General features: G+C 62.0%; 28 protein-coding genes. 9 read left to right on the top strand and 19 right to left on the bottom strand.

From position 1 onward, the window contains the following. Window positions 1–148 precede the first annotated feature (148 nt). Both BFQ04_RS04730 and BFQ04_RS04725 read left to right on the top strand, forming a co-directional pair. A complete protein-coding gene (locus tag BFQ04_RS04730; protein WP_065949797.1) occupies window positions 149–1,195 on the top strand; it encodes an N-acetylmuramidase family protein in 1,047 nt (348 codons plus the stop codon). 1 nt (window position 1,196) lies between these two features. Beyond that, entirely contained in the window at window positions 1,197–1,787 is a 591-nt protein-coding gene (locus BFQ04_RS04725) for a hypothetical protein (RefSeq protein ID WP_065949796.1), read from the top strand. A gap of 450 nt (window positions 1,788–2,237) precedes the next feature. Here the strand turns inward: BFQ04_RS04725 and BFQ04_RS04720 are convergent, their stop codons facing one another. Then, window positions 2,238–3,101, bottom strand: a complete 864-nt coding sequence (locus BFQ04_RS04720; protein WP_065949795.1) for a LysR family transcriptional regulator — start codon at window positions 3,099–3,101, stop codon at window positions 2,238–2,240. A 101-nt stretch (window positions 3,102–3,202) separates the two neighbouring features. On the opposite strand from BFQ04_RS04720, the gene BFQ04_RS04715 reads away from it, so the two are divergent. The 5 genes from BFQ04_RS04715 to recR all read left to right on the top strand — a co-directional run bounded on the left by BFQ04_RS04715 (window position 3,203) and on the right by recR (window position 8,506). Further along, window positions 3,203–4,102: a DMT family transporter gene (locus tag BFQ04_RS04715; protein WP_065949794.1), complete on the top strand. Its 900-nt coding sequence runs from the start codon at window positions 3,203–3,205 to the stop codon at window positions 4,100–4,102. Window positions 4,103–4,234: 132 nt separating this feature from the next. Further along, window positions 4,235–6,286, top strand: a complete 2,052-nt coding sequence (gene dnaX / locus BFQ04_RS04710; protein ID WP_065949793.1) for a DNA polymerase III subunit gamma/tau — start codon at window positions 4,235–4,237, stop codon at window positions 6,284–6,286. 43 nt (window positions 6,287–6,329) lie between these two features. After that, window positions 6,330–6,668: a YbaB/EbfC family nucleoid-associated protein gene (locus BFQ04_RS04705; protein ID WP_057721228.1), complete on the top strand. Its 339-nt coding sequence runs from the start codon at window positions 6,330–6,332 to the stop codon at window positions 6,666–6,668. Window positions 6,669–6,802: 134 nt separating this feature from the next. Next, window positions 6,803–7,837: an NADP-dependent oxidoreductase gene (locus tag BFQ04_RS04700; RefSeq protein ID WP_065949792.1), complete on the top strand. Its 1,035-nt coding sequence runs from the start codon at window positions 6,803–6,805 to the stop codon at window positions 7,835–7,837. Between the two features lie 66 nt (window positions 7,838–7,903). Next, the gene (gene recR / locus BFQ04_RS04695) at window positions 7,904–8,506 is read left to right on the top strand and encodes a recombination mediator RecR (RefSeq protein ID WP_065949791.1); all 603 of its coding nucleotides are present in this window, start codon (window positions 7,904–7,906) and stop codon (window positions 8,504–8,506) included. A gap of 185 nt (window positions 8,507–8,691) precedes the next feature. Here the strand turns inward: recR and BFQ04_RS04690 are convergent, their stop codons facing one another. Beyond that, a complete protein-coding gene (locus BFQ04_RS04690) occupies window positions 8,692–9,240 on the bottom strand; it encodes an adenine phosphoribosyltransferase (protein WP_065887882.1) in 549 nt (182 codons plus the stop codon). Between the two features lie 78 nt (window positions 9,241–9,318). Next, entirely contained in the window at window positions 9,319–10,053 is a 735-nt protein-coding gene (gene fnr, locus BFQ04_RS04685) for a fumarate/nitrate reduction transcriptional regulator Fnr (protein WP_065949790.1), read from the bottom strand. A gap of 156 nt (window positions 10,054–10,209) precedes the next feature. On the opposite strand from fnr, the gene BFQ04_RS04680 reads away from it, so the two are divergent. Continuing rightward, window positions 10,210–10,704: a hypothetical protein gene (locus BFQ04_RS04680; RefSeq protein ID WP_065949789.1), complete on the top strand. Its 495-nt coding sequence runs from the start codon at window positions 10,210–10,212 to the stop codon at window positions 10,702–10,704. 6 nt (window positions 10,705–10,710) lie between these two features. Here BFQ04_RS04680 and hemN read toward each other — a convergent pair whose 3' ends face one another. From hemN to ccoN (BFQ04_RS04600), 16 genes are all read right to left on the bottom strand, one after another. Next, complete coding sequence (gene hemN / locus BFQ04_RS04675; protein WP_065949788.1) at window positions 10,711–12,093, bottom strand: oxygen-independent coproporphyrinogen III oxidase; 1,383 nt, start codon at window positions 12,091–12,093, stop codon at window positions 10,711–10,713. 103 nt (window positions 12,094–12,196) lie between these two features. After that, window positions 12,197–12,880: a sulfite exporter TauE/SafE family protein gene (locus BFQ04_RS04670; protein ID WP_065949787.1), complete on the bottom strand. Its 684-nt coding sequence runs from the start codon at window positions 12,878–12,880 to the stop codon at window positions 12,197–12,199. Beyond that, window positions 12,873–13,085 carry a cbb3-type cytochrome oxidase assembly protein CcoS gene (ccoS, locus tag BFQ04_RS04665; RefSeq protein WP_057721235.1) on the bottom strand — a complete coding sequence of 71 codons (213 nt, stop codon included), beginning with the start codon at window positions 13,083–13,085 and terminating at the stop codon, window positions 12,873–12,875. The genes BFQ04_RS04670 and ccoS overlap by 8 nt, the downstream gene beginning before the upstream one ends. Window positions 13,086–13,107: 22 nt before the next feature. Further along, window positions 13,108–15,552 carry a heavy metal translocating P-type ATPase gene (locus BFQ04_RS04660; protein WP_065949786.1) on the bottom strand — a complete coding sequence of 815 codons (2,445 nt, stop codon included), beginning with the start codon at window positions 15,550–15,552 and terminating at the stop codon, window positions 13,108–13,110. Window positions 15,553–15,662: 110 nt separating this feature from the next. Further along, the gene (locus BFQ04_RS04655) at window positions 15,663–16,202 is read right to left on the bottom strand and encodes a FixH family protein (RefSeq protein WP_065949785.1); all 540 of its coding nucleotides are present in this window, start codon (window positions 16,200–16,202) and stop codon (window positions 15,663–15,665) included. Window positions 16,203–16,217: 15 nt separating this feature from the next. After that, window positions 16,218–17,621: a cytochrome c oxidase accessory protein CcoG gene (ccoG, locus tag BFQ04_RS04650; RefSeq protein ID WP_065949784.1), complete on the bottom strand. Its 1,404-nt coding sequence runs from the start codon at window positions 17,619–17,621 to the stop codon at window positions 16,218–16,220. A gap of 207 nt (window positions 17,622–17,828) precedes the next feature. Then, window positions 17,829–18,239, bottom strand: a complete 411-nt coding sequence (locus tag BFQ04_RS04645) for a type II toxin-antitoxin system VapC family toxin (RefSeq protein ID WP_065949783.1) — start codon at window positions 18,237–18,239, stop codon at window positions 17,829–17,831. Continuing rightward, window positions 18,239–18,493, bottom strand: a complete 255-nt coding sequence (locus tag BFQ04_RS04640) for a type II toxin-antitoxin system Phd/YefM family antitoxin (protein ID WP_043048997.1) — start codon at window positions 18,491–18,493, stop codon at window positions 18,239–18,241. Before BFQ04_RS04640 ends, BFQ04_RS04645 begins: the two co-directional genes overlap by 1 nt. Before the next feature lie 175 nt (window positions 18,494–18,668). Next, a complete protein-coding gene (ccoP, locus tag BFQ04_RS04635) occupies window positions 18,669–19,631 on the bottom strand; it encodes a cytochrome-c oxidase, cbb3-type subunit III (RefSeq protein ID WP_065949782.1) in 963 nt (320 codons plus the stop codon). Further along, complete coding sequence (locus tag BFQ04_RS04630; protein ID WP_003193169.1) at window positions 19,628–19,813, bottom strand: CcoQ/FixQ family Cbb3-type cytochrome c oxidase assembly chaperone; 186 nt, start codon at window positions 19,811–19,813, stop codon at window positions 19,628–19,630. The genes ccoP (BFQ04_RS04635) and BFQ04_RS04630 overlap by 4 nt, the downstream gene beginning before the upstream one ends. A 5-nt stretch (window positions 19,814–19,818) precedes the next feature. Continuing rightward, complete coding sequence (ccoO, locus tag BFQ04_RS04625) at window positions 19,819–20,427, bottom strand: cytochrome-c oxidase, cbb3-type subunit II (protein ID WP_025854274.1); 609 nt, start codon at window positions 20,425–20,427, stop codon at window positions 19,819–19,821. Beyond that, window positions 20,427–21,869 carry a cytochrome-c oxidase, cbb3-type subunit I gene (ccoN, locus tag BFQ04_RS04620; protein ID WP_065949781.1) on the bottom strand — a complete coding sequence of 481 codons (1,443 nt, stop codon included), beginning with the start codon at window positions 21,867–21,869 and terminating at the stop codon, window positions 20,427–20,429. The genes ccoO (BFQ04_RS04625) and ccoN (BFQ04_RS04620) overlap by 1 nt, the downstream gene beginning before the upstream one ends. A 421-nt stretch (window positions 21,870–22,290) precedes the next feature. Continuing rightward, window positions 22,291–23,202 carry a cytochrome-c oxidase, cbb3-type subunit III gene (gene ccoP / locus BFQ04_RS04615; protein ID WP_065949780.1) on the bottom strand — a complete coding sequence of 304 codons (912 nt, stop codon included), beginning with the start codon at window positions 23,200–23,202 and terminating at the stop codon, window positions 22,291–22,293. Further along, complete coding sequence (locus BFQ04_RS04610) at window positions 23,199–23,399, bottom strand: cbb3-type cytochrome oxidase subunit 3 (protein WP_065949779.1); 201 nt, start codon at window positions 23,397–23,399, stop codon at window positions 23,199–23,201. The genes ccoP (BFQ04_RS04615) and BFQ04_RS04610 overlap by 4 nt, the downstream gene beginning before the upstream one ends. Before the next feature lie 3 nt (window positions 23,400–23,402). Beyond that, window positions 23,403–24,011, bottom strand: a complete 609-nt coding sequence (ccoO, locus tag BFQ04_RS04605) for a cytochrome-c oxidase, cbb3-type subunit II (protein WP_057721245.1) — start codon at window positions 24,009–24,011, stop codon at window positions 23,403–23,405. A gap of 10 nt (window positions 24,012–24,021) precedes the next feature. Continuing rightward, window positions 24,022–25,446, bottom strand: a complete 1,425-nt coding sequence (gene ccoN, locus BFQ04_RS04600; RefSeq protein WP_065949778.1) for a cytochrome-c oxidase, cbb3-type subunit I — start codon at window positions 25,444–25,446, stop codon at window positions 24,022–24,024. Between the two features lie 79 nt (window positions 25,447–25,525). Between ccoN (BFQ04_RS04600) and BFQ04_RS04595 the strand changes: the two genes are divergently transcribed. Next, complete coding sequence (locus BFQ04_RS04595) at window positions 25,526–26,218, top strand: alpha/beta family hydrolase (protein WP_065949777.1); 693 nt, start codon at window positions 25,526–25,528, stop codon at window positions 26,216–26,218. Window positions 26,219–26,242: the final 24 nt, after the last annotated feature.

The following is a 26,242-nucleotide window of genomic DNA, read 5'->3' as shown; positions in this document are numbered from 1 at the left end:
TCTGGCTGATTCACAACTTTCGAAACCCTCTCTGGACAACCCCAAGGCACCTTGTTAGCTTCCGCCGGGCACTTGTTTCAGAGTATGACAAGGGCGTGGACTTGATATCGAAGCGCAATCGCTTCTTTACCTCACAAGGATGTCTGTCATGAAAAGCCTGCAAGGGTTGCCTCGTCTTATCAGTGCCTCGGTCGGCACGCCCGGCAAAGCCCGCAACTTGCCCGCCGATGTTCAGTGCATCCAGTATCTCTTCAATCTGATCATTCCCAAACTGGGTTTCGCCTTGCCCGAAAACGGCAAATGCGACGGCCAACTGGTGCAGTGCATCAGCCAGTACCAGTTCCGTCATCTCAAGTACGCCCATCCCGATGGCGTGATCGACCCTACCGGTCGTACCTTCAACAGCCTGATCGAAGAGGCATTGAAGGTGCCGGTGACGGCCTTCCCGGCGATGCGCATTCCGAGTTTTCTCAACGCCTTCGGCAATAACAATGCCGATGCGGTGCAAGCCACCGTGAATGTCTATCTGAACCAGGTGCGTGCGGTGATCGAGGCCGAACGGCGTAACCGGCAGTTGATGATGCAGTCCACTTGCGATGGCGGCATGACGCTCAGCGACACTGACTTTCAGAACGCCGCCAAGCAGTTGGGCAACGGGATCTCGGTGAATGTCATCAAGGCGTTCGCCACTATCGAATCGGGCGGGAAGGTGGGCTTCGGGCCGGCGAAGTTGCCGATCATCGCGTTCGAAGGCCATCATTTTCGCAAGTACACCAAGCACATTTACGACCAGTCGCACCCGCTGCTGTCGTACATCTACAAGAAAAAAGCCGGGCCGCAGTGGCAGGCCAACAACAAGGACCAGGTCAAGGCCTGGGAAACCATGGCCACGGCGTTTGCACTGGATCAGGAAGCGGCGTTGCTGTCGGCCTCATGGGGGATGTTTCAGATCATGGGGTTCAATTTCGCGTCTTGCGGATTCAAGACCGTGTTTGAGTTCGTGGCGTCCTTGAAGGTCAATGCCGGCAATCAGCTCAAGGCCTATCTCAGCCTTTGCGGCAAAAATACCGCGTTGATGACGGCCATGAAAAACAAGGACTTTACCGCCATGGCCCGCAACTACAACGGTGAGGACTACGGCAACTACGACGTGCTGATGAAGCAGGCCTACGACGTACTGGAAGGGAAGAAATAAGATGATGCGTTTTCTGGCGGTGGGTGTGTTGTCGTTATGCGTCGTGGTGCCGGCGTTTGCAGGGCCTGGCGCGTTGCAGTCGGGCAAGTACGAAGGGCTGATGCTGGCGGTGACACCGCAGCAGCAGGTCGAGGGGTTCTACTCGGAGGCGATGGGGGAGGGCGTCACGCGGGGGTGCAGCTTCTTTCTGCAGGGTAAGCCGCAAGCGCTGACCACCTGGCGCGATGCAGCTTATCCCGGCAGCGTGGCGGCCTCGGCCGACGGCGTGACCCTGACCGTGGAGCAAGGTCGCCAGCATCCAGGTTGTATCAATGTGTTGATGCCGGACATCTCCACGGGCCTGGAGTTGAGCCAGACCGCGCGGAAAAAATGGATCGGCCTGGTGACGGTATCGGCGCAAAAGGCCTACCTGTTGAAAACACCGGGCGCCAAAGCGACAAAGCGTCCCTACATCGTCAAAAATGATGTGGTGGGGGTACTGGCGTTCAAGGACGGCTGGGCGCAGGTGGAATTTGTCAATGCTGACGAGCGTTCGTTCACGGGCTGGATCAGCCAGGACCAGTACGCACGGCTGGCTGCACCGAAGATCTAGAAAATGTGGGAGGGGGCTTGCCCCCGATGGCGGCCTCTGGGCCGACCAGGATGCTGGATTGGATTACGTACATATCCGTTTCTGCGTAACGGCTGCTATGGGTTCCGCTTTTACAGCGGGTCACTTTTGGAAAAGAGCCCCAAAAGTAACCAAAAGGGCTCTTGCCCCACCACTCGGCACCTCGCTCAGGCTCGGTGTGCCCGAACGCGGGCTTGAATCCGTGGGCCGCCGCCACGCGCCATCCATGGCGCGGGGCGGCTAACCCGGCGTCCTGCCGGGTTACCCACGGATTCAAGCCCGCGTTCGGCCAGCGTGGTTTAACGGGGCGCCTAAGATCAAAAGCCAGATCAAGAGCGACTCGCTGCGCATCGTGGTTAGCGTTGGGCGCTACACAGTTGTGTAGATATCCATGGCTATCGGGGCAAGCCTCCTCCCGGATTTTGGATTGGGTCAGCCGAAGGTTTCGCGCAGCAGCCCGGCAAATGCGTCCCGTGCCAGGTGCCGCTGGGTGTCCGTGTGCCAGAACAGCAGGTTGTCCACGGGCGCCAGTGCTTCGAAGCGATACGATGCCAACGCGTTGGCCTGCTCATAGCGCGCCAGAATGCCCTCCGGCGCCAACGCCACGCCAATGCCCGCGCTGACGCAACCGATGATCGTGCCCCAACTGGCATAGCTGGCAATCGCCGGTTTGACGTCATGGGGCTTGAGCCAGTTTTCCAGGGCGGCGCGATAGGGGCAACCCGGCGGCCACACCAGCAAGGTGCGACCGGCCAGGTCCCGGGCGCTGTTGATGGGGGCGCTGCACGCGCTGGCGATCAATACCAGGCGTTCGCTGTAGACCACGCTGTGCTCAAGTTTGGCGCGCGGGTTGCCGGATGCCACCAGCGCCACATCGAGCCGATGGTGCTGCAGGTCGTCCAGCAATTGCGCCCAGGCGCCGGTGACCAATTCCAGGCTGACCTCAGGGTAGCGCCGGTGGTACTCGGCCAGCAGCGGCGGCAGGCGCCCGCTGGCGCTGGACTCCACCGCGCCGATGCGCAAGGTGCCACGAGGGGTCGCGGTGGCATCCACCGCACGTTTGGACTCGTCCACCAGCGCCAGGATACGCTCGCAATAATCCAGGAAAATCTCCCCGGCGGCGCTGATCGCCAGCCCGCGTCCGGCACGGATGAACAAGGCTGTGCCCAACTCGCTTTCCAGCTGCTTGATACGCGTGGTGATGTTGGACGGCACGCAGTGCAATTGCAGGGCGGCCTGGGCCACGCTGCCGGTTTGCGCCACGGCTCGCACCATTTTCAGTTGGGCCAGTTCCATTGCTCAGTTCCCGTGATCTCAGAAGTCAGAAACGCTTAATTGTGCTGCGCCTGGCGCGGGCCAAGACTGACGGCATTCCCACCGAGTGCCGGATGCCGCCGATGAATGCCCCGTCTCCTGTAAAGCTTACGCTAGTCGTTGCCGTCGTCATCCTCTGTTGGGCGTATTCGCCGATTGGCGTGCACGTCGGCTTGCACAGCTACAGCCCTGGCCACCTGGCGCTGCTGCGGTTCCTGATCGCCTCGGTGTGCATGGGCGCGGTGGCGCTGGTGACGGGCATTGGCCGGCCGCGCCTGCGGGATTTGCCGTGGCTGCTGGTGCTGGGTTTTTTCGGCGTATTCCTGCACCACACCTGCCTCAATAGCGGCCAGCAATGGGTGAGCGCGTCGGCGTCCAGCGTGCTGGCGCAGTCGGCACCGCTGTTCAGTGTGTTGATTGCGTTTTTCTGCCTGAAGGAGCGGGTCAGTGCCTGGCGCTGGGGGTGTGTGCTGTTGGGGTTGTGGGGTGTGCTGGTGGTGATCCGGGGCGGGCATGGCATGGCCGACATGGACCCACGCGGCTTGCTGATCCTGCTGGCGGCCCTGTCCTGGAGCGTGTATTTCGCTGTCCTGCGACATTACGCTTGCCGCTACAGCCCGCTGACGCTGGCCTGCTATATGGTCTGGTCCGGCACCTTGATGCTGTGCGTGAACCTGCCCGGTCTGCCCGCTGCAGTGGCACGGGCACCGTTGCCGGAAAACATGGCGGTGCTGGTGCTCGGTATTTTTCCCAGTGCCCTGGCCTACCTGGCCTGGGGCTACGTGCTCAAGCACGTTGAAGTCAGCCGCGCCTCGGTAGCGATGTACCTGATCCCACCCGTGGCGATGATCATGGCCGCGATGCTGCTGGGCGAGCGCATTACCCTGCAGGTGCTGCTGGGCGGGCTGATGGTGCTGGCCAGTGTGGCCGCTATCGGTCTGGAGGCGCGCTGGGTGCGTTCTTTGCGGCGTACAGCCGGATAATCACGTGGATCGACGCGGCGGGTTCAGGCCTTTGAGGGGCGCTTAGTCAGATAAGACGAGCGTGCCGGATGCAATTTCCCCCTTGCTCCGCTAGCATTACCGGCTTCCGCTTCCCAGTTGCGACGGTTTTCGATGAGTTATCAGGTTCTTGCACGTAAATGGCGTCCGCGCTCGTTCCGCGAAATGGTCGGCCAGACCCATGTGCTCAAGGCTCTGATCAATGCCTTGGACAGCCAGCGGCTGCACCACGCCTACCTGTTCACCGGTACCCGCGGCGTGGGCAAGACCACCATTGCGCGCATCATCGCCAAATGCCTGAATTGTGAAACCGGGATCACCTCGACACCGTGCGGCACCTGTTCGGTCTGCCGCGAGATCGACGAAGGGCGTTTCGTCGACCTGATCGAGATCGACGCCGCGAGCCGCACCAAGGTCGAAGACACCCGTGAACTGCTCGATAACGTGCAATACGCACCGAGCCGTGGCCGCTTCAAGGTCTACCTGATCGACGAAGTGCACATGCTGTCCAGCCACTCCTTCAACGCGCTGTTGAAGACCCTGGAAGAGCCGCCGCCCTACGTCAAATTCATCCTGGCCACCACCGACCCGCAGAAACTTCCTGCGACGATTTTGTCGCGGTGCCTGCAATTCTCCCTGAAGAACATGACCCCCGAGCGGGTGGTCGAGCATTTGACCCACGTGCTGGGCGTCGAGAACGTTCCGTTCGAAGACGACGCACTGTGGCTGCTGGGCCGTGCTGCCGATGGCTCGATGCGTGATGCCATGAGCCTCACCGACCAGGCCATCGCCTTTGGTGAAGGCAAGGTCCTGGCCGCCGATGTGCGCGCCATGCTTGGCACGCTGGACCACGGCCAGGTGTTCGACGTGCTGCACGCGCTGATCGAAGGCGATGCCAAGGCATTGCTCGAAGCCGTGCGCCACTTGTCGGAGCAAGGTCCGGACTGGAATGGCGTGCTCTCGGAAATCCTCAATGTGCTGCACCGCGTCGCTATCGCCCAGGCATTGCCTGAGGCGGTCGACAACGGCCATGGCGACCGCGACCGCGTGTTGGCGCTGGCCCAGGCGTTGCCGGCCGAAGATGTGCAGTTCTATTACCAGATGGGCCTGATCGGCCGCCGCGACCTGCCCCTGGCGCCGGACCCGCGCGGGGGCTTCGAGATGGTCCTGCTGCGCATGCTGGCCTTCCGGCCCGCCGACTCGGCGGATGCGCCGAGACAGCCGCTAAAGCCAGTGGGGATCAGCCAGGCCACAGCTGATTCCGCCAAACCAGTGGCTGGCGCGGCGGTGGTCGCGCCAGTGGAAGCTGCACCCGCAGCGGTTGCCGAGCCGGTGGTTGCCGCCCCGGTGGCCGAGCCTGAAGCGGTGATCGAGGCTAAGCCTGAGCCTGAGCCGCAAGTCGCCCCGGTGGTGGATCTGCCCTGGAATGACCCGGTCGAAGCGCCCGTCGAGCCCGAGCAACAGCCCGCCGTGGAGCCGGTACTGGACACCACCGGCGAGCAGCCCGAACTGACGCCAATGCCCGCGCCGACCCCGGACAGCGTGGTGCCGGATGCGCCGGAGTGGGTGTCCGCGCCGGTGCCGGAGCCGACCGTGGCCCAGGTCGAGGCGGCCACGCCCGGCATTGACCTCGACGACGAACCGCCGCTGGACGAAGACTACATCGAGCCGGACATGGATTCGGCCTACAGCTACCTGGACGAACTCGCCAGCGAACACACCGCCGAGCCGGAGGTGGAGCCCGCCGCGGCCCCGGCCACCGGCCTGGCCCTGCAATGGCTGGAATTGTTTCCAAAGTTGCCGATCTCCGGCATGACCGGCAGTATCGCCGCCAACTGCACGTTGATTGCCATCGACGGCGACCATTGGCTGCTGCACCTGGACCCGGCCCACAGCGCCTTGTTCAATGCCACCCAGCAGCGCCGTCTGAACGACGCGCTCAACCAGTACCATGGGCGCACGCTGACAATCGCCATCGAGCTGATCAAGCCCGAGCAGGAAACCCCGGCCCAGGCCGCGACGCGTCGACGCCTGAACCGCCAGCGCGATGCGGAGGCGTCGATCCAGGCTGATCCGCTTATCCAGCAAATGATGCAACAGTTCGGTGCGGTCGTCCGTCACGATACTATTGAACCTGTCGAAGCCCCGGCGCCCCAGGCGTCATGAACCGGGCGACTCTTTTGATCCACGTACTTTTGAGGTGATTCCCATGATGAAAGGTGGCATGGCCGGCCTGATGAAGCAGGCGCAGCAGATGCAGGAAAAAATGGCCAAGATGCAGGAAGAACTGGCCAACGCCGAAGTCACCGGTAAAGCCGGTGGCGATATGGTCAGCGTGGTGATGACCGGTCGTCACGACATCAAGCGCGTCAGCATCGACCCAAGCCTGCTCGAAGGCGTCAGCGATGACGACCGTGAAGTGCTGGAAGACCTGTTCGCCGCTGCCGTCAACGACGCGGTGCGCAAGATCGAAGCCAGCAGCCAGGAAAAAATGGGCGGCATGACCGCTGGCATGCAACTGCCACCGGGTATGAAGCTGCCGTTCTGATCGGCAGGTTTTAGCTGCACTCCAATGCCAGGCCTCGTGCCTGGCATTTTTGTTTGTGCCTATCGCAACTGAACCCTGGGGCAGCAAGCAGGGTCTGCACCCTATACGTATGCATTCGCTTAAAGGAGCCCCTGATGCCTCAAGAACCGACGCTGAACCAACGCATCGTCCTGGTCTCACGCCCTCAAGGCGCGCCGACTCCGGAAAATTTCCGCCTCGAACGCGTGAACCTGCCAGAGCTGGCGGACGGCCAGGTGCTGCTCAAGACGCTCTATCTGTCGCTGGACCCCTACATGCGCGGACGCATGAGCGACGCGCCGTCGTACGCAGCACCCGTGGAAATCGACGACGTGATGACCGGTGGCGCGGTCAGCCGTGTCGAGCAGTCGCGCAATCCGAAATTCGAGGTGGGCGACCTGGTCGTGGGCTCTACCGGCTGGCAGAGCCACAGTATTTCCGATGGCCGCAACCTGATGCCGGTGCCCAATGGCCTGGCCAGCCCGTCGATGGCCCTGGGGGTACTGGGCATGCCCGGTATGACCGCTTACATGGGCCTGATGGATATCGGCCAGCCCAAGGCCGGTGAAACCCTGGTCGTGGCGGCGGCCTCGGGTGCGGTGGGCTCGGTGGTGGGCCAGGTTGCCAAGCTCAAGGGCTTGCGCGTGGTGGGCATTGCCGGCGGTGCGGACAAGTGCCGCTACGTGGTCGATGAGCTGGGTTTCGATGCCTGTATCGACCACAAGAGCGAAGGGTTTGCCGACGAGCTGGCCCAGGCCTGCTTCAATGGCGTGGACATTTATTTCGAGAACGTCGGCGGCAAGGTGTTCGACGCCGTGATGCCGTTGCTCAACCCCAAGGCGCGGGTGCCCCTGTGCGGGCTGATCGCCGGGTATAACGCCCATGAAGCGCCAAGCGGCCCCGATCGTCTGCCGGCGCTGCAGCGCACTTTGCTGACCAAGCGTGTGCGCATCCAGGGCTTTATCGTGTTTGACGACTACGGTGATCGCCAGCCGGAGTTCCTCAGCGCCATGGCGCCCTGGGTTCGCGAGGGCAAGATCAAGTTCCGCGAAGACGTGGTCGACGGCCTGGAGCAAGCGCCCGAAGCCTTTATCGGTTTGCTCGAAGGGCGCAACTTCGGCAAGTTGGTCGTGCGCGTCGCACAGGATTGAGCATTTGACGCTAATCCGGGGCGCGGGTATAAACCGCGTCTCGTTGTTTTGTCGGACCCTTCGCCCATGAGCTTCAGCCCCCTGATTCGCCAACTGATCGACGGCCTGCGTACCTTGCCGGGCGTCGGCCAGAAAACTGCCCAGCGTATGGCGCTGCAACTGCTGGAGCGTGATCGCAGCGGCGGCACCCGTCTGGCCCAGGCCCTGAGCCAGGCCATGGAAGGCGTGGGCCACTGTCGGCAATGCCGCACCCTGACTGAAGAAGAACTCTGCCCGCAATGCGCCGACCCACGACGCGACGACACGCTGCTGTGTGTGGTGGAGGGGCCAATGGATGTGTATGCGGTGGAGCAGACCGGCTATCGCGGGCGTTACTTCGTGCTCAAGGGCCATCTGTCGCCGTTGGATGGCCTGGGGCCGGAAGCCATTGGCATTCCGCAACTGGTGGCGCGGATCGAAGAGCAGGGCACATTTACCGAAGTGATCCTGGCGACCAACCCTACGGTCGAAGGCGAAGCGACGGCGCATTACATCGCCCAGTTGCTGACCAACAAGGGGTTGATCACCTCGCGTATTGCCCATGGCGTGCCCCTGGGTGGCGAGCTTGAATTGGTCGACGGCGGCACCTTGGCGCACTCGTTCGCTGGCCGCAAGCCGATCGCCCTCTAAAGCCACAGCAGGACAACATGTGGGAGGGGGCTTGCCCCCGATCGCGGTGGATCAGCAATGAATGTGTTGACTGGCACTCCGCTATCGGGGGCAAGCCCCCTCCCACATTTTGACCACATTCCAAACTTGGAACTCGGTCGAATGTGAGAGGGGGCTTGGCCCAATGAGGCCCGTCCTGACACACACTACCGTTCGGTCAACCCGAACTGCGTCAGGCAGAACGTGGGAATGCCCATATCTTCCAAACGCTGCGACCCACCCAGCTCCGGCAAATCGATAATCGCCGCCGCTTCAAAAATCTGCGCGCCCATGCGCCGCACCAGGTTCGCTGCGGCAATCAGGGTGCCGCCGGTGGCGATCAAGTCATCGAACATCAGCACCGAGTCACCTTCGCAAAGGCTGTCGGCATGGACCTCGAGGAGCGCTTCGCCATATTCGGTCTGATAAGCCTCGGCGAGGACGTCAGCCGGCAATTTGCCTTGCTTGCGAAACAGGATCAGTGGCTTGTTGAGCTGGTAGGCGACGATCGAGCCGATCAGGAAGCCGCGGGCATCCATCGCGCCGATATGGCTGAAGTCGGCTTCGACATAACGCTGGGCAAAGCTGTCGGCGACCAGGCGCAGGGCGCGGGGCGATTGGAACAACGGCGTGATGTCACGGAAGATCACCCCAGGCTTGGGGAAGTCGATGACGGGGCGAATCAGGGATTTGATGTCGAACGAATCGAAAGTCATCGTCGAAGGGTCCTGGGCGGAAAACGGACCCGAAGTATACCTGCGGCCTTGCCGGTTCGCTCGGCCGCAGATCGCGGATCACCCTTCCAGGGAACCACCGGCCAGCGCGCACAACTGGATGGGGTCGAGGATGTGCACTTCCTTGCCCTCGGCGGCAATCAATGCGTTCTGCTGGAAGCGGGTAAACACGCGGGACACGGTTTCCACCGCAAGGCCCAGGTAATTGCCGATTTCATTGCGCGACATGCTCAGGCGGAACTGGTTGGCTGAAAACCCACGGGCGCGGAAGCGCGCCGACAGGTTGACCAGGAACGTAGCGATGCGCTCGTCGGCGGTTTTCTTCGACAACAGCAGCATCATCTGTTGATCGTCACGAATCTCGCGGCTCATGACGCGCATCAACTGACGACGCAGCTGTGGCAACTGCACGGCCAGTTCATCGAGGCGCTCGAAAGGAATTTCGCACACCGACGTGGTCTCCAGTGCCTGAGCCGAGACCGGATGCATGTCGGTGTCCATCCCCGACAGCCCGACCAGTTCGCTGGGCAGGTGGAAGCCGGTAATTTGCTCTTCGCCACCGTCGCTGAGGCTGAACGTTTTCAACGCCCCTGAACGGACTGCATAAACGGAATCGAACTTGTCACCCTGGCGAAACAGAAACTCGCCTTTTTTCAGGGGGCGGCCGCGTTTAACGATGTCGTCCAGCGCATCCATGTCTTCCAGATTCAGCGAAAGTGGCAGGCAGAGGGGGGCCAGGCTGCAATCCTTGCAATGGGCCTGGCTGTGAGCGCGCAGTTTAACTGGCTCGGACATTTCTTAAATCCTTGTGGGAAAAACACACATAAGACGTAAGGGTAACGCACTGGGGGGGCTGAGACCAGCGTGTACAAAAAAGCCTCACGGGTATAAAGGTTCGTGTGTCATGGCCGATACAAAGTAACGATACTCTTTGAATTTGGAGCCAGACCCATGATTTCCATTGGTGCAAATACCTCGGCAAGCCTCAGCGCGCTGCCTCTGCCGGAGCCGAAGGATCTGGTGGCGGAAGCGAAGTCGGCTGCGGCTGCCAAAGAGTTGAAGGACGCCACGTCGGCGCCCCTCAGCACCAAGACGGAGGAAGGCGTGAAAGTGACGTTTTCCGGCGCTGCCTTGCTGGCGATCAGTGACACCAGGAAATCCAACAGCGATATCGAGGAAAGCGGCCTGCCCGACGATGTCCAGCAGGTCTTGAAGATGATCCGCGAGATCAAGAAACAGATTGCAGAAAAGCAGGCCGAACTGGCCGCCGTCATGGCCGATAAAACCCTTTCTCCGGAGCAGGCCAGGGTCAAGGTCAATAACCTGCAGGGGGCACTTGCCGCGCTGAACGCGAGCCTCGTCACGGCGCAGGCGTCCTTGAGCAAGGCCATGAAGGGGCTCAGTGGCGACGATGCGATGAAGGCCGCCTCCCTGGCTATGGCATAGGTATTTTCAGATTACCCGCGAGAAACGCTGCCGGTTCTGGTGCTCGAGGTAGGCATCGAACACCATGCACACCGAACGCACCAACAAACGCCCGGCCGGCAGTACACGAATGCCCTGGGCGTCCAACTCGATCAGACCGTCGGTGGCCATCGTCTCCAGTTGCGGCCACAGCTCGGCAAAATAACCGCGAAAGTCGATGTTGTACGCCTGTTCGATCCCCTCGAATCCCAGGCTGAAATTGCAGATCAATTGCTGGATCACATCCCGCCGCAAACGGTCATCCGTGGTGCAGATCAAGCCTCGGCTGGTCGCCAATTGCGCGCCCGCCAGGGCGTTCTGGTACGCGTTGAGGTCACTGCTGTTCTGGCAGTACAAATCGCCGATCTGGCTGATCGCCGACACGCCTAACCCAATCAGATCGCAGTGCCCGTGGGTGGTGTAGCCCTGGAAATTACGTTGCAGCTTGCCTTCTTCCTGGGCGATGGCCAGTTCGTCGTCCGGCAGGGCAAAGTGGTCCATGCCGATATAGCGGTAGCCGGCCTGGGTCAGTTGTTCGATGGTGGTTTGCAGCATCAACAGTTTTTCTGCCGGCGAGGGCAGATCATCGGTGTTGATCCGCCGCTGGGGCATGAAACGCTCTGGCAGGTGTGCGTAGTTGAATACCGACAGGCGGTCGGGTTGCAGGCGGATGACTTCTTCCACGGTGCGCGCAAAGTTCAGCGGTGACTGCTTGGGCAGGCCATAGATCAGGTCGATATTGATCGAGCGAAATTGCAGGGTGCGCGCCGCGTCGATCACCGCGCGGGTTTCCTCCAGGCTTTGCAGGCGATTGACCGCACGCTGCACCTCGGGGTCCAGGTCCTGCAGGCCGATGCTGACGCGGTTGAAGCCCAGTTCGCGCAGCAGGCCCATGGTTGCCCAATCGGCTTCGCGAGGGTCGATCTCGATGCCGTAGTCGCCCGAATCGTCCTCGAGCAAATTGAAGTGCTGGCGCAAGTGTTTCATCACCTGGCGCAACTCGTCGTGGCTGAGGAAGGTCGGCGTGCCGCCGCCCAGGTGCAGTTGCTCCACCGGCTGTTTCGGGTCGAGGTGGCAGGCCACCTGCTGGATCTCCTGCATCAGGCGTTGCAAATAGGCCTGGGCGCGGCCACGGTCCTTGGTGATCACCTTGTTGCAGGCGCAGTAGTAACAAATATTGGCGCAGAACGGCACGTGTACGTACAGCGACAACGGCCGCGTGGCTTTGCGACTGTCGCGCAGCGCATGGAGCAGGTCGAAGGTGCCGACCTGGCTGTCGAATTGGACGGCCGTGGGGTAGGACGTGTAGCGCGGCCCCGCCAGGTCGTAGCGGTGAATCAGATCGGTGTCCCAACGAATGGCGTCGAGCATGCGGGCGGTCCCCCGGTTTGGCTGGTGGGCCGAGTCTAGGGGCTGGTTGGGGAGGGCATGTTGATTTGCATCAACGAGGAGCGGCGCTATGCCACAGGGCCGGTCAATGCCCCATCAGCCAATGCTGGTGCGGCCCGGGCAGGGTCCAGAGCCCGAACAGCACCACCAGCAGACCACCGGCCATGCGCACGCTGCGCTTGCGCAACAGCGCGGTAACGCGCTCGGCGGCCAGCCCGGTCGCCAGCAATACCGGCCAGGTGCCCAGGCCGAACGCCAGCATCAGCAGCGCGCTGTCCAGCGCATTGCCCTGGCTCGCGGCCCATAGCAGGGTGCTGTAGACCAACCCGCACGGCAACCAGCCCCACAGCGCGCCCAGCAGTAAAGCGCGGGGCAGGCTGGAGACCGGCAGCGAACGGTTGGCAATCGGCTGGAGATGTCGCCACAGGCCGCGACCGAGGCCTTCGATACGCGTCAGGCCGCTCCACCAGCCGGCCAGGTACAGGCCCATGCTGATCAGCAGCAGCCCGGCGAGCACCCGCATGAACATCGCCGCCGGGCTGTTGGCCACGGCCCACCCGGCCAGGCCGATCAGCAACCCCGCCGCGGCATAACTGAGGATGCGTCCCAGGTTGTACGCCAGCAGCAGGCGAAACCGACGGCTGCGCTGTTCCCTGGGAATCGCCAGGGTCAGCGCGCCCATCAACCCGCCGCACATCCCCAGGCAATGGCCACCGCCGAGCAGGCCGAGGATCAGCGCAGAGGCCAGCAAAGGCGCCAGCTCAAGCATGGGGCGGCTCTTTGGGCGGTTGCTCGGCACGGTTGGCTTCGTCGATGGCGGCCAGGTGATTCGGGTCCTGGTCGTCGAACAGCACACTGTGGGCCGGGCCGTCGAGGTCTTCGTACTGGCCGCTGTCCACGGCCCAGAAGAAGATGTAGATGGCCACGCCCACTAACAGCAGCGCCGCCGGAATCATCACGTATAGAGCTGGCATCTGCACTCCATGCCCGCGCGGCTCAAGCCGGCAGCGGGCGATTGATCAAGGGGGCGCCAGCGGCCGGCGCGCTCGGCAGGCGAGTCAGGCGCAGGGCATTGAGCACCACCGTCAACGAACTGAGGGACATGCCGATCGCCGCCCAGATGGGGGTGATCCACCCCAGGGCGGCGAACGGCAGCATCAGGCCATTGTACAGCCCGGCCCACAGCAGGTTTTCGATGATGACCCGGCGTGTGCGCCGCGCCAGCGTAAACGCCTGCACCAGCGCCTCCAGGCGGTTGGACAGCAGCACCGCATCGGCGCTGGTCTTTGCCAGGTCGGTGGCCGAGCCCATCGCCACGCTGATGTCCGCGGCGGCCAGTACGGGCACATCGTTGACGCCGTCGCCGAGCATCAGCACCGTGCGGCCTTCTCGATGCAGGCGTTGCAGCACCTGCAGCTTGTCGTCGGGACGCAGGCCGCCGTGGGCTTCATCGATGCCCAGCTCGGCAGCGACGCTGGCGACCATTGGCGAACTGTCTCCCGACAGCAGCAATGTGCGCCAGCCGCGCGCCTTGCACGCAGCCAGCAGGGCAGGTGCATCGCTGCGCAGGCGGTCGTCGAGGACGAACCAGGCGAGTGCGCCGCGTTGATCGCCCAGCAGCAGCCATTGCCCGGCTTCGTCCGGTGACGCCGGGATCGGGCTGGCGCTGAGTTCACAGACAAATCCGGGTTGACCGATGCGCAGCAGGCGTTCGCCCACACGTCCTTCCAGGCCGAGGCCGGGGGTGCCTGATACGTCATGGGCCGCCAGCGGCGCTCGGCCAAAGGCGCGGGCAATCGGGTGTTCGGAGCGGTTTTCCAGTGCGGCGGCGAGGCCCAGGCACTGGTCGCTGTCCAGTTTGCCCAGGGGCCGGATGGCGCGCAACGCCAGGCGCCCTTCGGTGAGCGTACCGGTCTTGTCGAAAATCACCGTGTCGATCTGGTTCAGACCCTCCAGCACATGGCCGCGGGTCAGCAGCAAACCAAGGCTGTGCAGGGTGCCGGTGGCGGCGGTGAGGGCGGTGGGTGTCGCCAGGGACAACGCGCACGGGCAGGTGGCTACCAGCATGGCCAGGACAATCCAGAACGCCCGTGAGGCATCCAGCTGCCACCACACCAGGCCGATCACCGCAGCCGCCAGCAGGGATGCCAGCAAAAACCACTGTGCGGCGCGGTCGGCGATCTGCGCCAGGCGCGGTTTCTCGGCCTGGGCGCGCTCCAGCAGGCGCACGATGGCAGACAGGCGCGTGTCGTGGCCGAGGGCGCGCACCTGGACGCTCAGCGCGCCTTCCACATTGAGGGTGCCGGCGGTGACGGCATCACCGACATGCCGGGGCTGCGGCAAGTATTCGCCGGTGAGCAGGGATTCGTCGACGCTGGATTGACCTTCGACAATCACGCCGTCCGCTGGCAGCACCGCGCCAGGATGCACCAGCACCCGGTCGCCCACGGCCAGCTCGCCCAGCAGGATGCGTTCGCTCTGCCCGTCCGCGCTCAGGCGCAGGCACGAGGCGGGCAGCAGGTTGACCAACTGCGCGGTGGCGGCGGCGGTACGTTCGCGGGCACGCCGTTCCAGGTAGCGCCCGGCCAGCAGGAACAGTGCGAACATGCCGACCGCGTCGAAGTACAGCTCACCCACGCCGGTGATTGCAGTCCAGATCCCCGCCAGGTAAGCCCCGCCAATGGCCAGGGACACCGACACGTCCATGGTCAGGTGGCGTGTGCGCAGATCGCGCAACGCCCCTTTGAAAAATGGCGCACAGCTGTAGAACACGATAGGGGTTGTGAGAAACAGCGCGACCCAGCGCAGGATCACATGCAGCTCGGGGCTGAGGTCGATATTGAATTCCGGCCAGGTGGCCATGGTCGCCATCATGGCCTGGAACCACAGTAACCCGGCAACACCCAGTTGGCGCAGGGCCAGGCGATTCTCACCGGCCAGTTGTTCGGCGGCACGGTCAGCTTGATAGGGATGGGCGGCATAACCGATATGGCGCAGCTCACTGAGCACCTGGCTCAACGGCAACTGTCCGCTGGCCCAGCGCACGTGCAGGCGGTGGTTGGACAGGTTCAGCCGTGCCTCGGCCACGGCGGGCAGGCCGCGCAGATGTTTCTCGATCAACCAGCCACAGGCCGCGCAGCTGATGCCTTCCATGAGCAAGGTGATTTCAGCGAGTTCGCCCGTGTGGCGCACGAATGGCTTTTGCACATCGGCGCGGTCGTACAGCGCCAATTCATCGATCAGTTGCACCGGTAGCGCCTCGGGGTTGGCCGAGGCTTCGCTGCGGTGCCGGTAATAGCTTTCCAGCCCGCCGGCCACAATCGCCTCGGCCACCGCCTGGCAACCCGGACAGCAGAGCTCGCGACGTTCGCCGAGGATTTCGCTGGTGAACCGGCTGCCGGCGGGGACGGGCAGGGCGCAGTGGTAGCAGGGGGTGGTCATGTTCGGGATCTTTGGTGGCTGGAAGGGCCTCATCGCGGGCAAGCCCGTTCCCACAGGAGTACGCGTTCCAATGGGGGGGCGGGCTTGCCCGCGATGCGCGAAGCGCGATCTTACTTCTTCAGGTCTTCGGCACCCTGCAACGGTTCGTCTCCGAGCAGCAAGTCCTTGTCGTGGCTGACCTCTTCTTCTTCGAACAGACGCCAGGTCTTGTCGCCTTCCACGCCGAGCAATTCGACGAAGCGGCGGCCCTCGACCTGGTCGGTGACCTGGCCGATGTAGCGACCGGGTTCGTTGTCGCTGCGGGTCAGGTTGATCTTGCGATCCTTCTCTGGCTGGGTCGGGGAGATCAGGTTCAGTTCCAGCGTGTTCGGGTTGCTGTTGCCGGTCAGGCGCAGTTCGACTTCACCGGTCAATTCGTCCAGGTGCAGCTTGCCGCGCAATTGGAGGGCCTGGGCCAGGCGTTCACGGTCCAGGGAGCGGTTGATGCCTTTGCCGGCCTCGTAGTAGTTGTCGTTGACCAGGTTGTCCGGGTTGTTGACCGCGATGGTCACCATGGACAAGGTCAGCGTCACCGAGCAGGCCAGGATCGCGATGATGATCCAGGGCCAGAGGTGCTTGTACCAGGGGCTTGCAGCAGTGGTTGCGGGCATTCTTGTGTTCCCTGTCTAACGAACTTGTGGGCCGATGAATCGGCTCTTGGCTTCAATATGAACGCTGGTGTCATCGGCGTCTTCGAGGATGAAAGTCACCTCGTTGGTGCTTGACGGCAGTTGCTCCGGCGCACTCGACAACTCCACCGGCATGCTGACGATATCGCCGGCGGCCACCTTGATTTCGCGCCGGCCTTGCAGCTTGAGGTCGGGCAGGCCGGCGGCGTCGAGCACGTAGGTGTGGTCGTGCTGGTCCTTGTTCATGATCTTCAGGCTGTAGACGTTTTCGATGCGGCCTTCAGCGTTCTCGCGGTACAGCACGCGGTCCTTGCTGACGTCGAAGCCCACCAGTGAGCGCATGAAGAATGCGCCAACCAGCAAGCCGATCATCGCCAGCAGCACCAGCGCATAGCCGATCAGCCGTGGCCGTAACTTATGGGTCTTCTGGCCGGACAGATTGTGCTCGGTGGTGTAGCTGATCAGGCCGCGTGGGTAGTCCATCTTGTCCATGATGTTATCGCAGGCATCGATACAGGCGGCGCAGCCGATGCACTCGATCTGCAGGCCGTCGCGGATATCGATACCGGTGGGGCACACTTGCACGCACATGGTGCAATCGATGCAGTCGCCCAGGCCCTGGGCCTTGTAGTCGACGCCCTTTTTACGCGGGCCGCGCACTTCGCCACGCCGCGGGTCATAGGAAACGATCAGGGTGTCCTTGTCGAACATCACACTCTGGAAACGCGCATACGGGCACATGTAGATGCACACCTGTTCGCGCAGCCAGCCGGCGTTGCCATAGGTGGCGAGGGTGAAGAAGCCCACCCAGAAGTACGACCAGCCGTCGGCCTGGCCGGTGAAGAAGTCCAATACCAGTTCGCGGATCGGCGAGAAGTAGCCGACGAAGGTCATACCGGTGACAAAACCGATCAGCAGCCACAGCGTGTGCTTGCTGAACTTGCGCAGGAATTTGTTGGCGCCCATGGGCGCCTTGTCGAGCTTGATGCGCTGGTTGCGGTCGCCTTCGGTGACCTTTTCGCACCACATGAAGATCCACGTCCACACGCTTTGCGGGCAGGTATAACCGCACCACACGCGGCCGGCGTACACGGTAATGAAAAACAGCCCAAAGGCTGCAACGATGAGAATGCCCGAGAGCAGGATGAAATCCTGGGGCCAGAATGTTGCGCCAAAAATGAAGAACTTACGCTCCGGCAGGTTCCACCACACCGCCTGGTGGCCGCCCCAGTTCAGCCACACGGTGCCGAAGTAAAGCAGGAACAGGCCGGCGCCACCGAGCATGCGCAGATTGCGGAACAGCCCGGTGAAGGCGCGGGTGTAGATTTTCTCTCGCGAAGCATAGAGGTCGACGCTTTTGGCAGGCGGGGTAACGTCATGTACCGGTATCTGGTTGCTCATCATTGCATCCCACGGCGGTGGAGATTTGCCTCGGCCAGTACGTGCCAACCGCGGTCAAATTAAGGGTGTTGCAGTGGCCTAATGATACGCCCCCGATGCTGCGCAAAGGGTGCGACCTTTGGTCGCGTTGGGGCAAATCAATTGATGGTGTAAGTGACCTGGATCAATTGACTTGTTAAGTATGGCCGGTTTTTGCTCGCAGGACGGTCATTCGTCCCATGGATTGATCAGCGCAACGCCGCTGGATTTGAAGTCGCTGACGTTGCGGGTGACCACAGTAAGGCCATGAACCAGCGCAGTAGCGGCGATCAGCGCATCACTTTCATTGGCTCGGTCTGGAACATGTAAGTGGGCACAGCGCAGTGCAACTGCAGCGTCTACGGGTAGGATTCTGGCGTCGAAAGCGGGCATCACATGACGTTTGAGCCAGGTACGCAATACCCTCCCCTGGGCCGGGTCTCGCCGCTCAATGCGCAGAACGCCGGTTTCCAGTTCCTTCAGCGTGATCGCCGAGATAAACATACGCGGCGCTATCACGCTTTTGGCCCAGGCGACTACGTTTGCATCCGCCTGGGGTTTACGAAGTTCGGAAATAACGTTGGTGTCGAGTAGATACATCAAGAAAGGTCCACGGGTCGATGAATGATCACGGCACGTTCGGTTTCGAAGTCGATATCGGCCGCTTCCGGCATCACCAGCAGGTCAACGATGTCGGCATTCAGACCTGTGAGTTTCTGGTAGTCCTCAATGCTTAGCAGCACATGGGCGGGCTTGCCGCGATCGGTGATAAAAACCGGGCCGTTGCGCGCGGCTTTTTTGGCACCACTTGTGTCCTGGTTGAATTCGCGGCTGGAAATGGTCGTGATGGTCATGGGCGCCTCCCAATGAATGGTGTTAATGTAGTTACGTTACTACGTCGTGGTTGCAAGCTTCAAGCGGCAAGCTACAAGGGGTGGGCGTCATTCGCTTGTCTGTGCATCTGGAACGAAAAAAGCCCCGTCAGCGAACGCAGACGGGGCTTTTCTCTTGCCGCTTGCCGCTTGAAACTTAGTCCTGCTTCTGCGACAAGCTGTACACATACGCCGCCAGCAAGTGCACCTTGTCATTGCCCTGCAGTTGCTCCTGCGCAGGCATCTGGCCCTGGCGGCCATAACGAATGGTCTGCTGCAGCTGGGCATAGCTCGAGCCGTAGATGAACGCACCCGGATGCGTCAGGTCCGGCGCGCCCATGGCGGGAGTGCCCTTACCGGCCGGGCCGTGGCAGGCCACGCAGTTGGCGGCGAAGAGTTTCTCACCGTTGGCTACGTCGGCCTTGGCGCCTTCGGGCAGTTTTCGGCCGTCAAGCTGGGTCACGACAAAACCCGCTACGTCAGCCACACCTTGCTCGCCGATGACTTCGGCCCAGCCTGGCATCACCGCGTGGCGGCCTTGCATGATGGTTTGCTTGATGGTTTCCGGTTCGCCGCCCCAGCGCCAGTCGGCGTCGGTCAGGTTGGGGAAGCCGTAGGCGCCCTTGGCGTCGGAGCCGTGGCACACCGAGCAGTTGGAGGCAAACAGCCGGCCGCCCATCTTCAAGGCTTGCGGGTCCTTGGCGACCTCTTCAATCGGCATCGACGCGAATTTGGCGAAGATCGGCCCGAACTTGGCCTCTGACCTGGCCATTTCCTTTTCCCATTCGTGCACGCCGGTCCAGCCGGTCTGGCCATTGGCAAACGCGGTTTGCTTGTCGTTGTCGAGGTAGTTGTAGCCCGGCAGCAGGCCCTTCCAGTTGCCCAGGCCCGGGTACAGCACCAGGTAGCCGAGGGCGAAGACGATGGTGCCGACAAACAGCATGAACCACCATTTGGGCAGCGGGTTGTCGTATTCCTCGATACCGTCGAACGAGTGGCCAACGGTCTCGTCCGTCTGCTCGGCGCGCTGGCCCTTGCGGGTCGACAGCAGCAGCCAGGTCAGGGCGAAGATGGTACCCAGACTGAGGACTGTGACGTACAGACTCCAGAACGTAGTCATTCTTTGTTACTCCTAGACGCTTGCTCGACGTGCTTGATGGCTTCGGGATCATCTGCAAAGGGCAGCATGGTCGCGTCGTCGAATTCCGATTTGCGCCGTGGGCTGAACACCCACAGCGCCAGGCCTATAAAGGCCACCATCACCACAACGGTGCCCAGGCCGCGAATCATCCCGATATCCATGCCGGTCACCGTTTGCTTTTGATGAGGGTGCCAAGGCCTTGCAGGTAGGCCACCAATGCGTCCATTTCGGTCTTGCCCTTCACGGCTGCGGCTGCACCGGCGATGTCTTCGTCGGTGTAGGGCACGCCCAGGGTGCGCAAGACTTCCATCTTCTTCGCGGTGTCCTTGCCGTCGAGCTTGTTTTCCACGAGGAACGGGTACGCCGGCATTTTCGACTCGGGCACCACGTTGCGCGGGTTGTACAGGTGCGCGCGCTGCCAGTCATCGGAGTAACGCCCGCCGACACGGGCCAAATCCGGGCCGGTACGTTTGGAACCCCACAGGAACGGGTGGTCCCACACGCTTTCCCCGGCAACCGAGTAGTGGCCATAGCGTTCGGTTTCGGCACGGAACGGGCGGATCATCTGCGAATGGCAGCCCACGCAACCGTTGGCGATGTAGACGTCGCGGCCTTCCAGTTCGAGGGCGGTGCGCGGCTTCATGCCTTCGACCGGCTTGTTGGTCACGTCCTGGAAAAACAGCGGGACGATCTGGGTCAGGCCGCCGATGCTCACGGCGATGACCATGAAGAAGGCCAGCAGGCCGATATTCTTCTCGACGACTTCATGCTTCATCAGTGGGCTCCCACAACGGCGATCTTGGCGGCGGCTTCGGCTTCTACAGGGTTCGAAGCACGCACGGTGCGCCAGACGTTGTAGGCCATGAACAGCATGCCGGCGGCAAAGAACGCACCGCCCAGGGCACGGACGATATAGCCCGGATGGCTGGCTTGCAGCGCTTCGACGAAGGAATACGTGAGGGTGCCGTCATCATTGATCGCACGCCACATCAGGCCCTGGGTGATGCCGTTGACCCACATCGAGGCGATGTAGAGCACGGTGCCGATAGTGGCCAGCCAGAAGTGGGTGTTGATCAGCCCGACGCTGTGCATCTGTGCGCGGCCGAACAGCTTGGGGATCATGTGATACAGCGCGCCGATGGAAATCATCGCCACCCAGCCCAGAGCCCCTGCGTGTACGTGGCCGATGGTCCAGTCGGTGTAGTGGGACAGCGAGTTGACGGTCTTGATCGCCATCATCGGGCCTTCGAAGGTCGACATGCCGTAGAACGCCAGCGATACCACCAGAAAGCGCAGGATCGGGTCGGTGCGCAGCTTATGCCAGGCGCCCGAGAGGGTCATCATGCCGTTGATCATGCCGCCCCAGCTCGGCGCCAGCAGGATGATCGACATCGCCATGCCCAGGGACTGTGCCCAGTCCGGCAGCGCGGTGTAGTGCAGGTGGTGGGGACCGGCCCAGATGTACAGGGTGATCAGCGCCCAGAAGTGCACGATGGACAGGCGATAGGAGTAGATCGGACGTTCGGCCTGTTTCGGCACGAAGTAATACATCATTCCGAGGAAACCGGTGGTCAGGAAAAAGCCGACGGCGTTATGCCCGTACCACCACTGAATCATCGCATCGGTCGCGCCGGAGTAGGCCGAGTAGGACTTGAACAGGTTCACCGGCAAAGACGCGTGGTTGACGATGTGCAGCATCGCCGTGACCAGGATAAACGCCCCGTAGAACCAGTTGCCGACATAGATGTGCTTGGTCTTGCGCTTGACGATGGTGCCAAAGAACACCACGGCATAGGTCACCCACACGATGGCGAGCAAAATGGCGATCGGCCATTCCAGCTCGGCGTATTCCTTGGTGGTGGTGTAGCCCAGGGGCAGGCTGATGATGGCGCCGACGATGACCGCCTGCCAGCCCCAGAAGGTGAAGGCGGCGAGGCCATCGGAGATCAGGCGCGTCTGGCAGGTACGCTGCACGACGTAATAGGAGGTGGCAAACAACGCACAGCCACCGAAGGCGAAGATCACCAGGTTGGTGTGCAGCGGGCGCAGGCGGCCGAAGGTCGTCCAGGGCAGGTCGAAATTCAATTGCGGCCAGACCAGTTGCGAGGCGATGAACACCCCGAGCCCCATGCCAAGGATCCCCCAGACCACCGTCATGATGGCGAACTGGCGAACCACCTTATAGTTATAAGCAGTCGGACTGATTGCTGTGCTCATTCTAAGGTTCCACGGTTTAAGTATTTTTATAGGTAAAATCGGCCGCAAGTATGTAGAAAGCGAGGGGCCATTGCAACGCAATGACTGACCTGTATCAAGGCGTTCCACGCCAGATTCTGCGCCCTTTCCATGTTGTGTGTAAGGATAAAGTCAGAAATCGAAAGCTGATCGAGTGGACAGGAATTTTCGAGGGCGCAACGGATACCGTCGCGTACGCCAGGATTGGCCCACTGCAGGAACAAGCGTAGACCCGAAAGCGAGGAGGGGACAGTTGGGTTTTGAAGGGGTGTGACACTTGGTCGCGAATGTCGCAACACTGTAGGAGCGAGCTTGCTCGCGAAAAACGTCAACGGTAACGCGGTCAGTCTGGTCTATCGCGTTGTGTTTACGTGCTTCGCGAGCAAGCTCGCTCCTACAAGTGCTAATGGGTCAGGCTATACACATAGGCCGCCAGCAGATGCACTTTGTCATTGCCTTGCAGCGCTTCCTGCGCCGGCATCTGGCCCTGACGGCCATGGCGAATGGTCTGCTGCAATTGCGCCAGGCTGGTGCCGTAGATAAACCCGGCTGGCTCGGTCAGGTTTGGCGCACCCATGGCTTCCACGCCGTGGCCTTGCGGACCGTGACAGGCCACGCAGGTGGTGTTGAACGTGGCCTGGCCCGCCACGAGGTCGGCAGTGCTGTCGGCGGGCAAGGGCAGCTTGGCCAGGTCGTGGCGTACATAGGCGGCGACATTCTTCACCCCATCCTCGCCCAGTACTTCACCCCAGGCCGGCATCGCCGCGTGACGACCGCCCATGATGGTGGCCTTGATCGCTTCGGCCGAACCGCCCCAGCGCCAATTGTTGTCCGCCAGGTTGGGGAAGCCATACGCGCCCTTGGCATCCGAGCCGTGGCACACCGCGCAGTTGGACGCGAACAGGCGACCGCCCATCTTCAAGGCTTGCGGATCCTTCGCCACTTCTTCCACCGGCATGGCCGAGAATTTGGCGAAGATCGGCCCGAACTTGGTGTCGGCCTTGGCCATCTCCTTGTCCCACTCCTTGGCCGACGTCCAGCCGTCTTCATAGCCCGGCAACACGCCTTTCCAGTTGCCCAGGCCCGGGTAGAGGATCAGGTAGCCGACCGCAAACACCAGGGTGCCGGCGAACAGCATGAACCACCACTGGGGCAGCGGGTTGTCGTATTCCTCGATACCGTCGAAGGCGTGGCCCATGGTCTGGTCGACGCTGCCCTTGGTCTCGCCCTTGCGGGTACCGATCAAGAGCCAGGTCAGGCCGATCAGGCTGCCGAGGGTCAGTACGCAGATCCATGTACTCCAAAACAGGGTCATGGCCGAGTGCTCCTTATTGCAGGCTCTTCTTGAGCGTCGGATGGAGAAGGTTCATCGGCGAAGGGCAGCAGGCGCGCCTGCTCGAATTCCGCAGTGCGCCGGTTGTTGAACACCCACAGCGACAGGCCGATAAAGGCGATGGCGACCACCAGCGTGCCGAGGCCGCGGATGGTGCCCGCATCGAATTCAAATCCCATGGCTCACCTCTTGCTCTTGATGGCAGTACCGAGTACTTGCAGGTAGGAAACCAGTGCGTCCATCTCGGTCTTGCCCTTGAGGCTGGCGACCGCGCCCGTGATGTCATCGTCGGTGTACGGCACGCCGAGGGTGCGCATCACCTTCAACTTGGTCTCGGTGTGGCTGCTGTCGACGGCGGCGGTGACCAGCCATGGATAAGCCGGCATTTTCGACTCCGGTACCACGTTGCGCGGGTTGTACAGGTGCGCGCGGTGCCAATCGTCCGAGTAGCGTGCGCCGACGCGGGCCAGGTCCGGCCCGGTGCGCTTGGAACCCCACAGGAACGGGTGGTCCCACACGCTTTCGCCCGCCACCGAGTAGTGACCGTAGCGCTCGGTCTCGGCGCGGAACGGGCGGATCATCTGCGAGTGACACTGCACGCAGCCTTCACGGATGTAGATGTCGCGGCCCTCCAGTTGCAACGCGGTGTAGGGCTTCATGCCTTCGACCGGCTTGTTGGTCACGTCCTGGAAGAACAGCGGGACGATCTGGGTCAGGCCACCGATGCTCACGGCGAGCACCATCAGCAGCATCAGCAGGCCAACGTTCTTTTCAATCGTTTCGTGTTTCATCACAGACTCCTCAGGCCAGCTGCGCGACAGGGACAGCTTCGACAGGCTGCACCGAACGCACGGTGCGCCAGGTGTTGTAAGCCATCAGCAACATGCCGCTGAGGAACACCGCACCGCCCACCAGCCGCACGATGAAGCCTGGGTGACTGGCCACCAGGGTTTCGACGAAGGAGTAGGTCAAGGTGCCGTCTTCGTTGACCGCACGCCACATCAGGCCCTGGGCAATGCCGTTGACCCACATCGAGGCGATGTAGAGCACGGTGCCGATGGTGGCCAGCCAGAAGTGCGCGTTGATCAGGCCGAGGCTGTACATCTGCTCGCGACCGAAGACTTTCGGGATCATGTGGTACAGCGCGCCGATGGAAATCATCGCCACCCAACCGAGTGCGCCGGCGTGTACGTGGCCGATGGTCCAGTCGGTGTAGTGGGAGAGGGCGTTGACGGTCTTGATCGCCATCATCGGGCCCTCGAAGGTCGACATGCCGTAGAACGCCAGGGACACCACCAGAAAGCGCAGGATCGGGTCGCTGCGCAACTTATGCCAGGCGCCCGACAGCGTCATCATGCCGTTGATCATGCCGCCCCAGCTCGGGGCCAGCAGCACCAATGACATCACCATGCCCAACGACTGCGCCCAATCCGGCAGCGCGGTGTAGTGCAAGTGATGAGGGCCGGCCCAGATATACAGGGTGATCAGCGCCCAGAAGTGCACGATGGACAAGCGATAGGAATACACCGGGCGTTCGGCCTGCTTGGGCACGAAGTAGTACATCATCCCGAGAAAGCCTGCGGTGAGGAAAAAGCCCACAGCGTTATGGCCGTACCACCACTGCACCATGGCATCCGTCGCACCGCCGTACAGCGAGTAGGACTTGGTCAGGCTGACCGGGATTTCCAGGTTGTTGACGATATGCAGGATCGCCACGGTGATGATGAATGCACCGAAAAACCAGTTGCCCACATAGATATGCTTGGTGTTGCGCTTCATGATCGTGCCGAAGAACACGACGGCATAGGCGACCCAGACGATGGTGATCAGGATGTCGATCGGCCATTCCAGCTCGGCGTATTCCTTGGAACTGGTGTAGCCCAGCGGCAGGCTGATCGCAGCCAACAGGATGACAAGTTGCCAGCCCCAGAAACAGAACGCAGCGATTTTCGGCGCGAACAGCGTTGTCTGGCAGGTGCGCTGCACCGAGTAGAAGGAGCTTGCGAACAGCGCGCAGCCCCCGAAGGCGAAGATCACCGCGTTGGTGTGCAACGGGCGCAGGCGACCGAAGCTGGTCCAGGGCAAATCGAAGTTGAGCGCAGGCCAAACCAATTGGGCCGCGAGAAAAACCCCGAGCCCCATGCCGACGATGCCCCATACCACCGTCATAATGGCGAATTGGCGGACCACCTTGTAGTTATAGGCGGTACTTAAAGTAGTGTTCATGGTTCCCCATCCACGGTTCAACCCAAGCAGATGCGGCACTTGGGCTGGAGTTATAGGCAGACTAAAAAGCGAGGCAAGCATGGGCAAAGAGCACAAGGCCAGTATTGACGGGGATCAATGGGCACAGTGTGTGCGCGAACGCGGCTGGTTGTGGGATGTCGCCACGGGCGCCCCCTCGGGCCAGCCGGCCACGCTGATCCTGGCCCACGGCGCCGGTGCGCCGATGGACTCGGCGTTCATGAACGACATGGCTGCGCGCCTTGCCGGGCATGGTGTGAGCGTATTGCGCTTCGAGTTTCCCTACATGGCCCAGCGCCGTGCGGACGGCGGCAAGCGCCCGCCGAATCCGGCGCCGAAACTGTTGGAATGCTGGCGCGAGGTGCATGCGCAGGTGCGACGTCATGTCGCTGGGAAACTGGCGATTGGCGGTAAATCCATGGGGGGGCGCATGGCCAGTTTATTGGCCGATGAGCTGGGCGCCGATGGGCTGGTGTGCCTGGGGTATCCGTTCTATGCGGTGGGCAAGCCGGAAAAACCTCGGGTCGAGCATCTGGCTGCACTGAAAACGCCGACGCTGATTGTGCAGGGCGAGCGGGATGCACTGGGTAATCGGGCGGCGGTGCAGGGATATGAGTTGTCGCCGAACATTGAGGTGATGTGGTTGGTGGCGGGGGATCATGACTTGAAACCGCTGAAGGCGTCGGGGTTCAGTCATGAGCAGCATCTGGAGGCGGCTGCGGCGCGCGTGGCTGAGTTTCTGGGTGCCTGTTAGGGACCTATCGGGGGCAAGCCCCCT

Source organism: Pseudomonas sp. 37 R 15 (assembly GCF_900004865.1).
Lineage (GTDB): Bacteria > Pseudomonadota > Gammaproteobacteria > Pseudomonadales > Pseudomonadaceae > Aquipseudomonas > Aquipseudomonas fluorescens_AM.
This window is presented reverse-complemented; position numbering and strand designations above follow the sequence as displayed.

Coding starts and splice junctions, on each gene's coding strand:
- BFQ04_RS04730 (WP_065949797.1), top strand. CDS start 149: ATGAAAAGCCTGCAAGGGTTGCCTCGTCTTATCAGTGCCTCGGTCGGC.
- BFQ04_RS04725 (WP_065949796.1), top strand. CDS start 1,197: ATGATGCGTTTTCTGGCGGTGGGTGTGTTGTCGTTATGCGTCGTGGTG.
- BFQ04_RS04720 (WP_065949795.1), bottom strand. CDS start 3,101: ATGGAACTGGCCCAACTGAAAATGGTGCGAGCCGTGGCGCAAACCGGC.
- BFQ04_RS04715 (WP_065949794.1), top strand. CDS start 3,203: ATGAATGCCCCGTCTCCTGTAAAGCTTACGCTAGTCGTTGCCGTCGTC.
- dnaX (WP_065949793.1), top strand. CDS start 4,235: ATGAGTTATCAGGTTCTTGCACGTAAATGGCGTCCGCGCTCGTTCCGC.
- BFQ04_RS04705 (WP_057721228.1), top strand. CDS start 6,330: ATGATGAAAGGTGGCATGGCCGGCCTGATGAAGCAGGCGCAGCAGATG.
- BFQ04_RS04700 (WP_065949792.1), top strand. CDS start 6,803: ATGCCTCAAGAACCGACGCTGAACCAACGCATCGTCCTGGTCTCACGC.
- recR (WP_065949791.1), top strand. CDS start 7,904: ATGAGCTTCAGCCCCCTGATTCGCCAACTGATCGACGGCCTGCGTACC.
- BFQ04_RS04690 (WP_065887882.1), bottom strand. CDS start 9,240: ATGACTTTCGATTCGTTCGACATCAAATCCCTGATTCGCCCCGTCATC.
- fnr (WP_065949790.1), bottom strand. CDS start 10,053: ATGTCCGAGCCAGTTAAACTGCGCGCTCACAGCCAGGCCCATTGCAAG.
- BFQ04_RS04680 (WP_065949789.1), top strand. CDS start 10,210: ATGATTTCCATTGGTGCAAATACCTCGGCAAGCCTCAGCGCGCTGCCT.
- hemN (WP_065949788.1), bottom strand. CDS start 12,093: ATGCTCGACGCCATTCGTTGGGACACCGATCTGATTCACCGCTACGAC.
- BFQ04_RS04670 (WP_065949787.1), bottom strand. CDS start 12,880: ATGCTTGAGCTGGCGCCTTTGCTGGCCTCTGCGCTGATCCTCGGCCTG.
- ccoS (WP_057721235.1), bottom strand. CDS start 13,085: ATGCCAGCTCTATACGTGATGATTCCGGCGGCGCTGCTGTTAGTGGGC.
- BFQ04_RS04660 (WP_065949786.1), bottom strand. CDS start 15,552: ATGACCACCCCCTGCTACCACTGCGCCCTGCCCGTCCCCGCCGGCAGC.
- BFQ04_RS04655 (WP_065949785.1), bottom strand. CDS start 16,202: ATGCCCGCAACCACTGCTGCAAGCCCCTGGTACAAGCACCTCTGGCCC.
- ccoG (WP_065949784.1), bottom strand. CDS start 17,621: ATGAGCAACCAGATACCGGTACATGACGTTACCCCGCCTGCCAAAAGC.
- BFQ04_RS04645 (WP_065949783.1), bottom strand. CDS start 18,239: ATGTATCTACTCGACACCAACGTTATTTCCGAACTTCGTAAACCCCAG.
- BFQ04_RS04640 (WP_043048997.1), bottom strand. CDS start 18,493: ATGACCATCACGACCATTTCCAGCCGCGAATTCAACCAGGACACAAGT.
- ccoP (WP_065949782.1), bottom strand. CDS start 19,631: ATGACTACGTTCTGGAGTCTGTACGTCACAGTCCTCAGTCTGGGTACC.
- BFQ04_RS04630 (WP_003193169.1), bottom strand. CDS start 19,813: ATGGATATCGGGATGATTCGCGGCCTGGGCACCGTTGTGGTGATGGTG.
- ccoO (WP_025854274.1), bottom strand. CDS start 20,427: ATGAAGCATGAAGTCGTCGAGAAGAATATCGGCCTGCTGGCCTTCTTC.
- ccoN (WP_065949781.1), bottom strand. CDS start 21,869: ATGAGCACAGCAATCAGTCCGACTGCTTATAACTATAAGGTGGTTCGC.
- ccoP (WP_065949780.1), bottom strand. CDS start 23,202: ATGACCCTGTTTTGGAGTACATGGATCTGCGTACTGACCCTCGGCAGC.
- BFQ04_RS04610 (WP_065949779.1), bottom strand. CDS start 23,399: ATGGGATTTGAATTCGATGCGGGCACCATCCGCGGCCTCGGCACGCTG.
- ccoO (WP_057721245.1), bottom strand. CDS start 24,011: ATGAAACACGAAACGATTGAAAAGAACGTTGGCCTGCTGATGCTGCTG.
- ccoN (WP_065949778.1), bottom strand. CDS start 25,446: ATGAACACTACTTTAAGTACCGCCTATAACTACAAGGTGGTCCGCCAA.
- BFQ04_RS04595 (WP_065949777.1), top strand. CDS start 25,526: ATGGGCAAAGAGCACAAGGCCAGTATTGACGGGGATCAATGGGCACAG.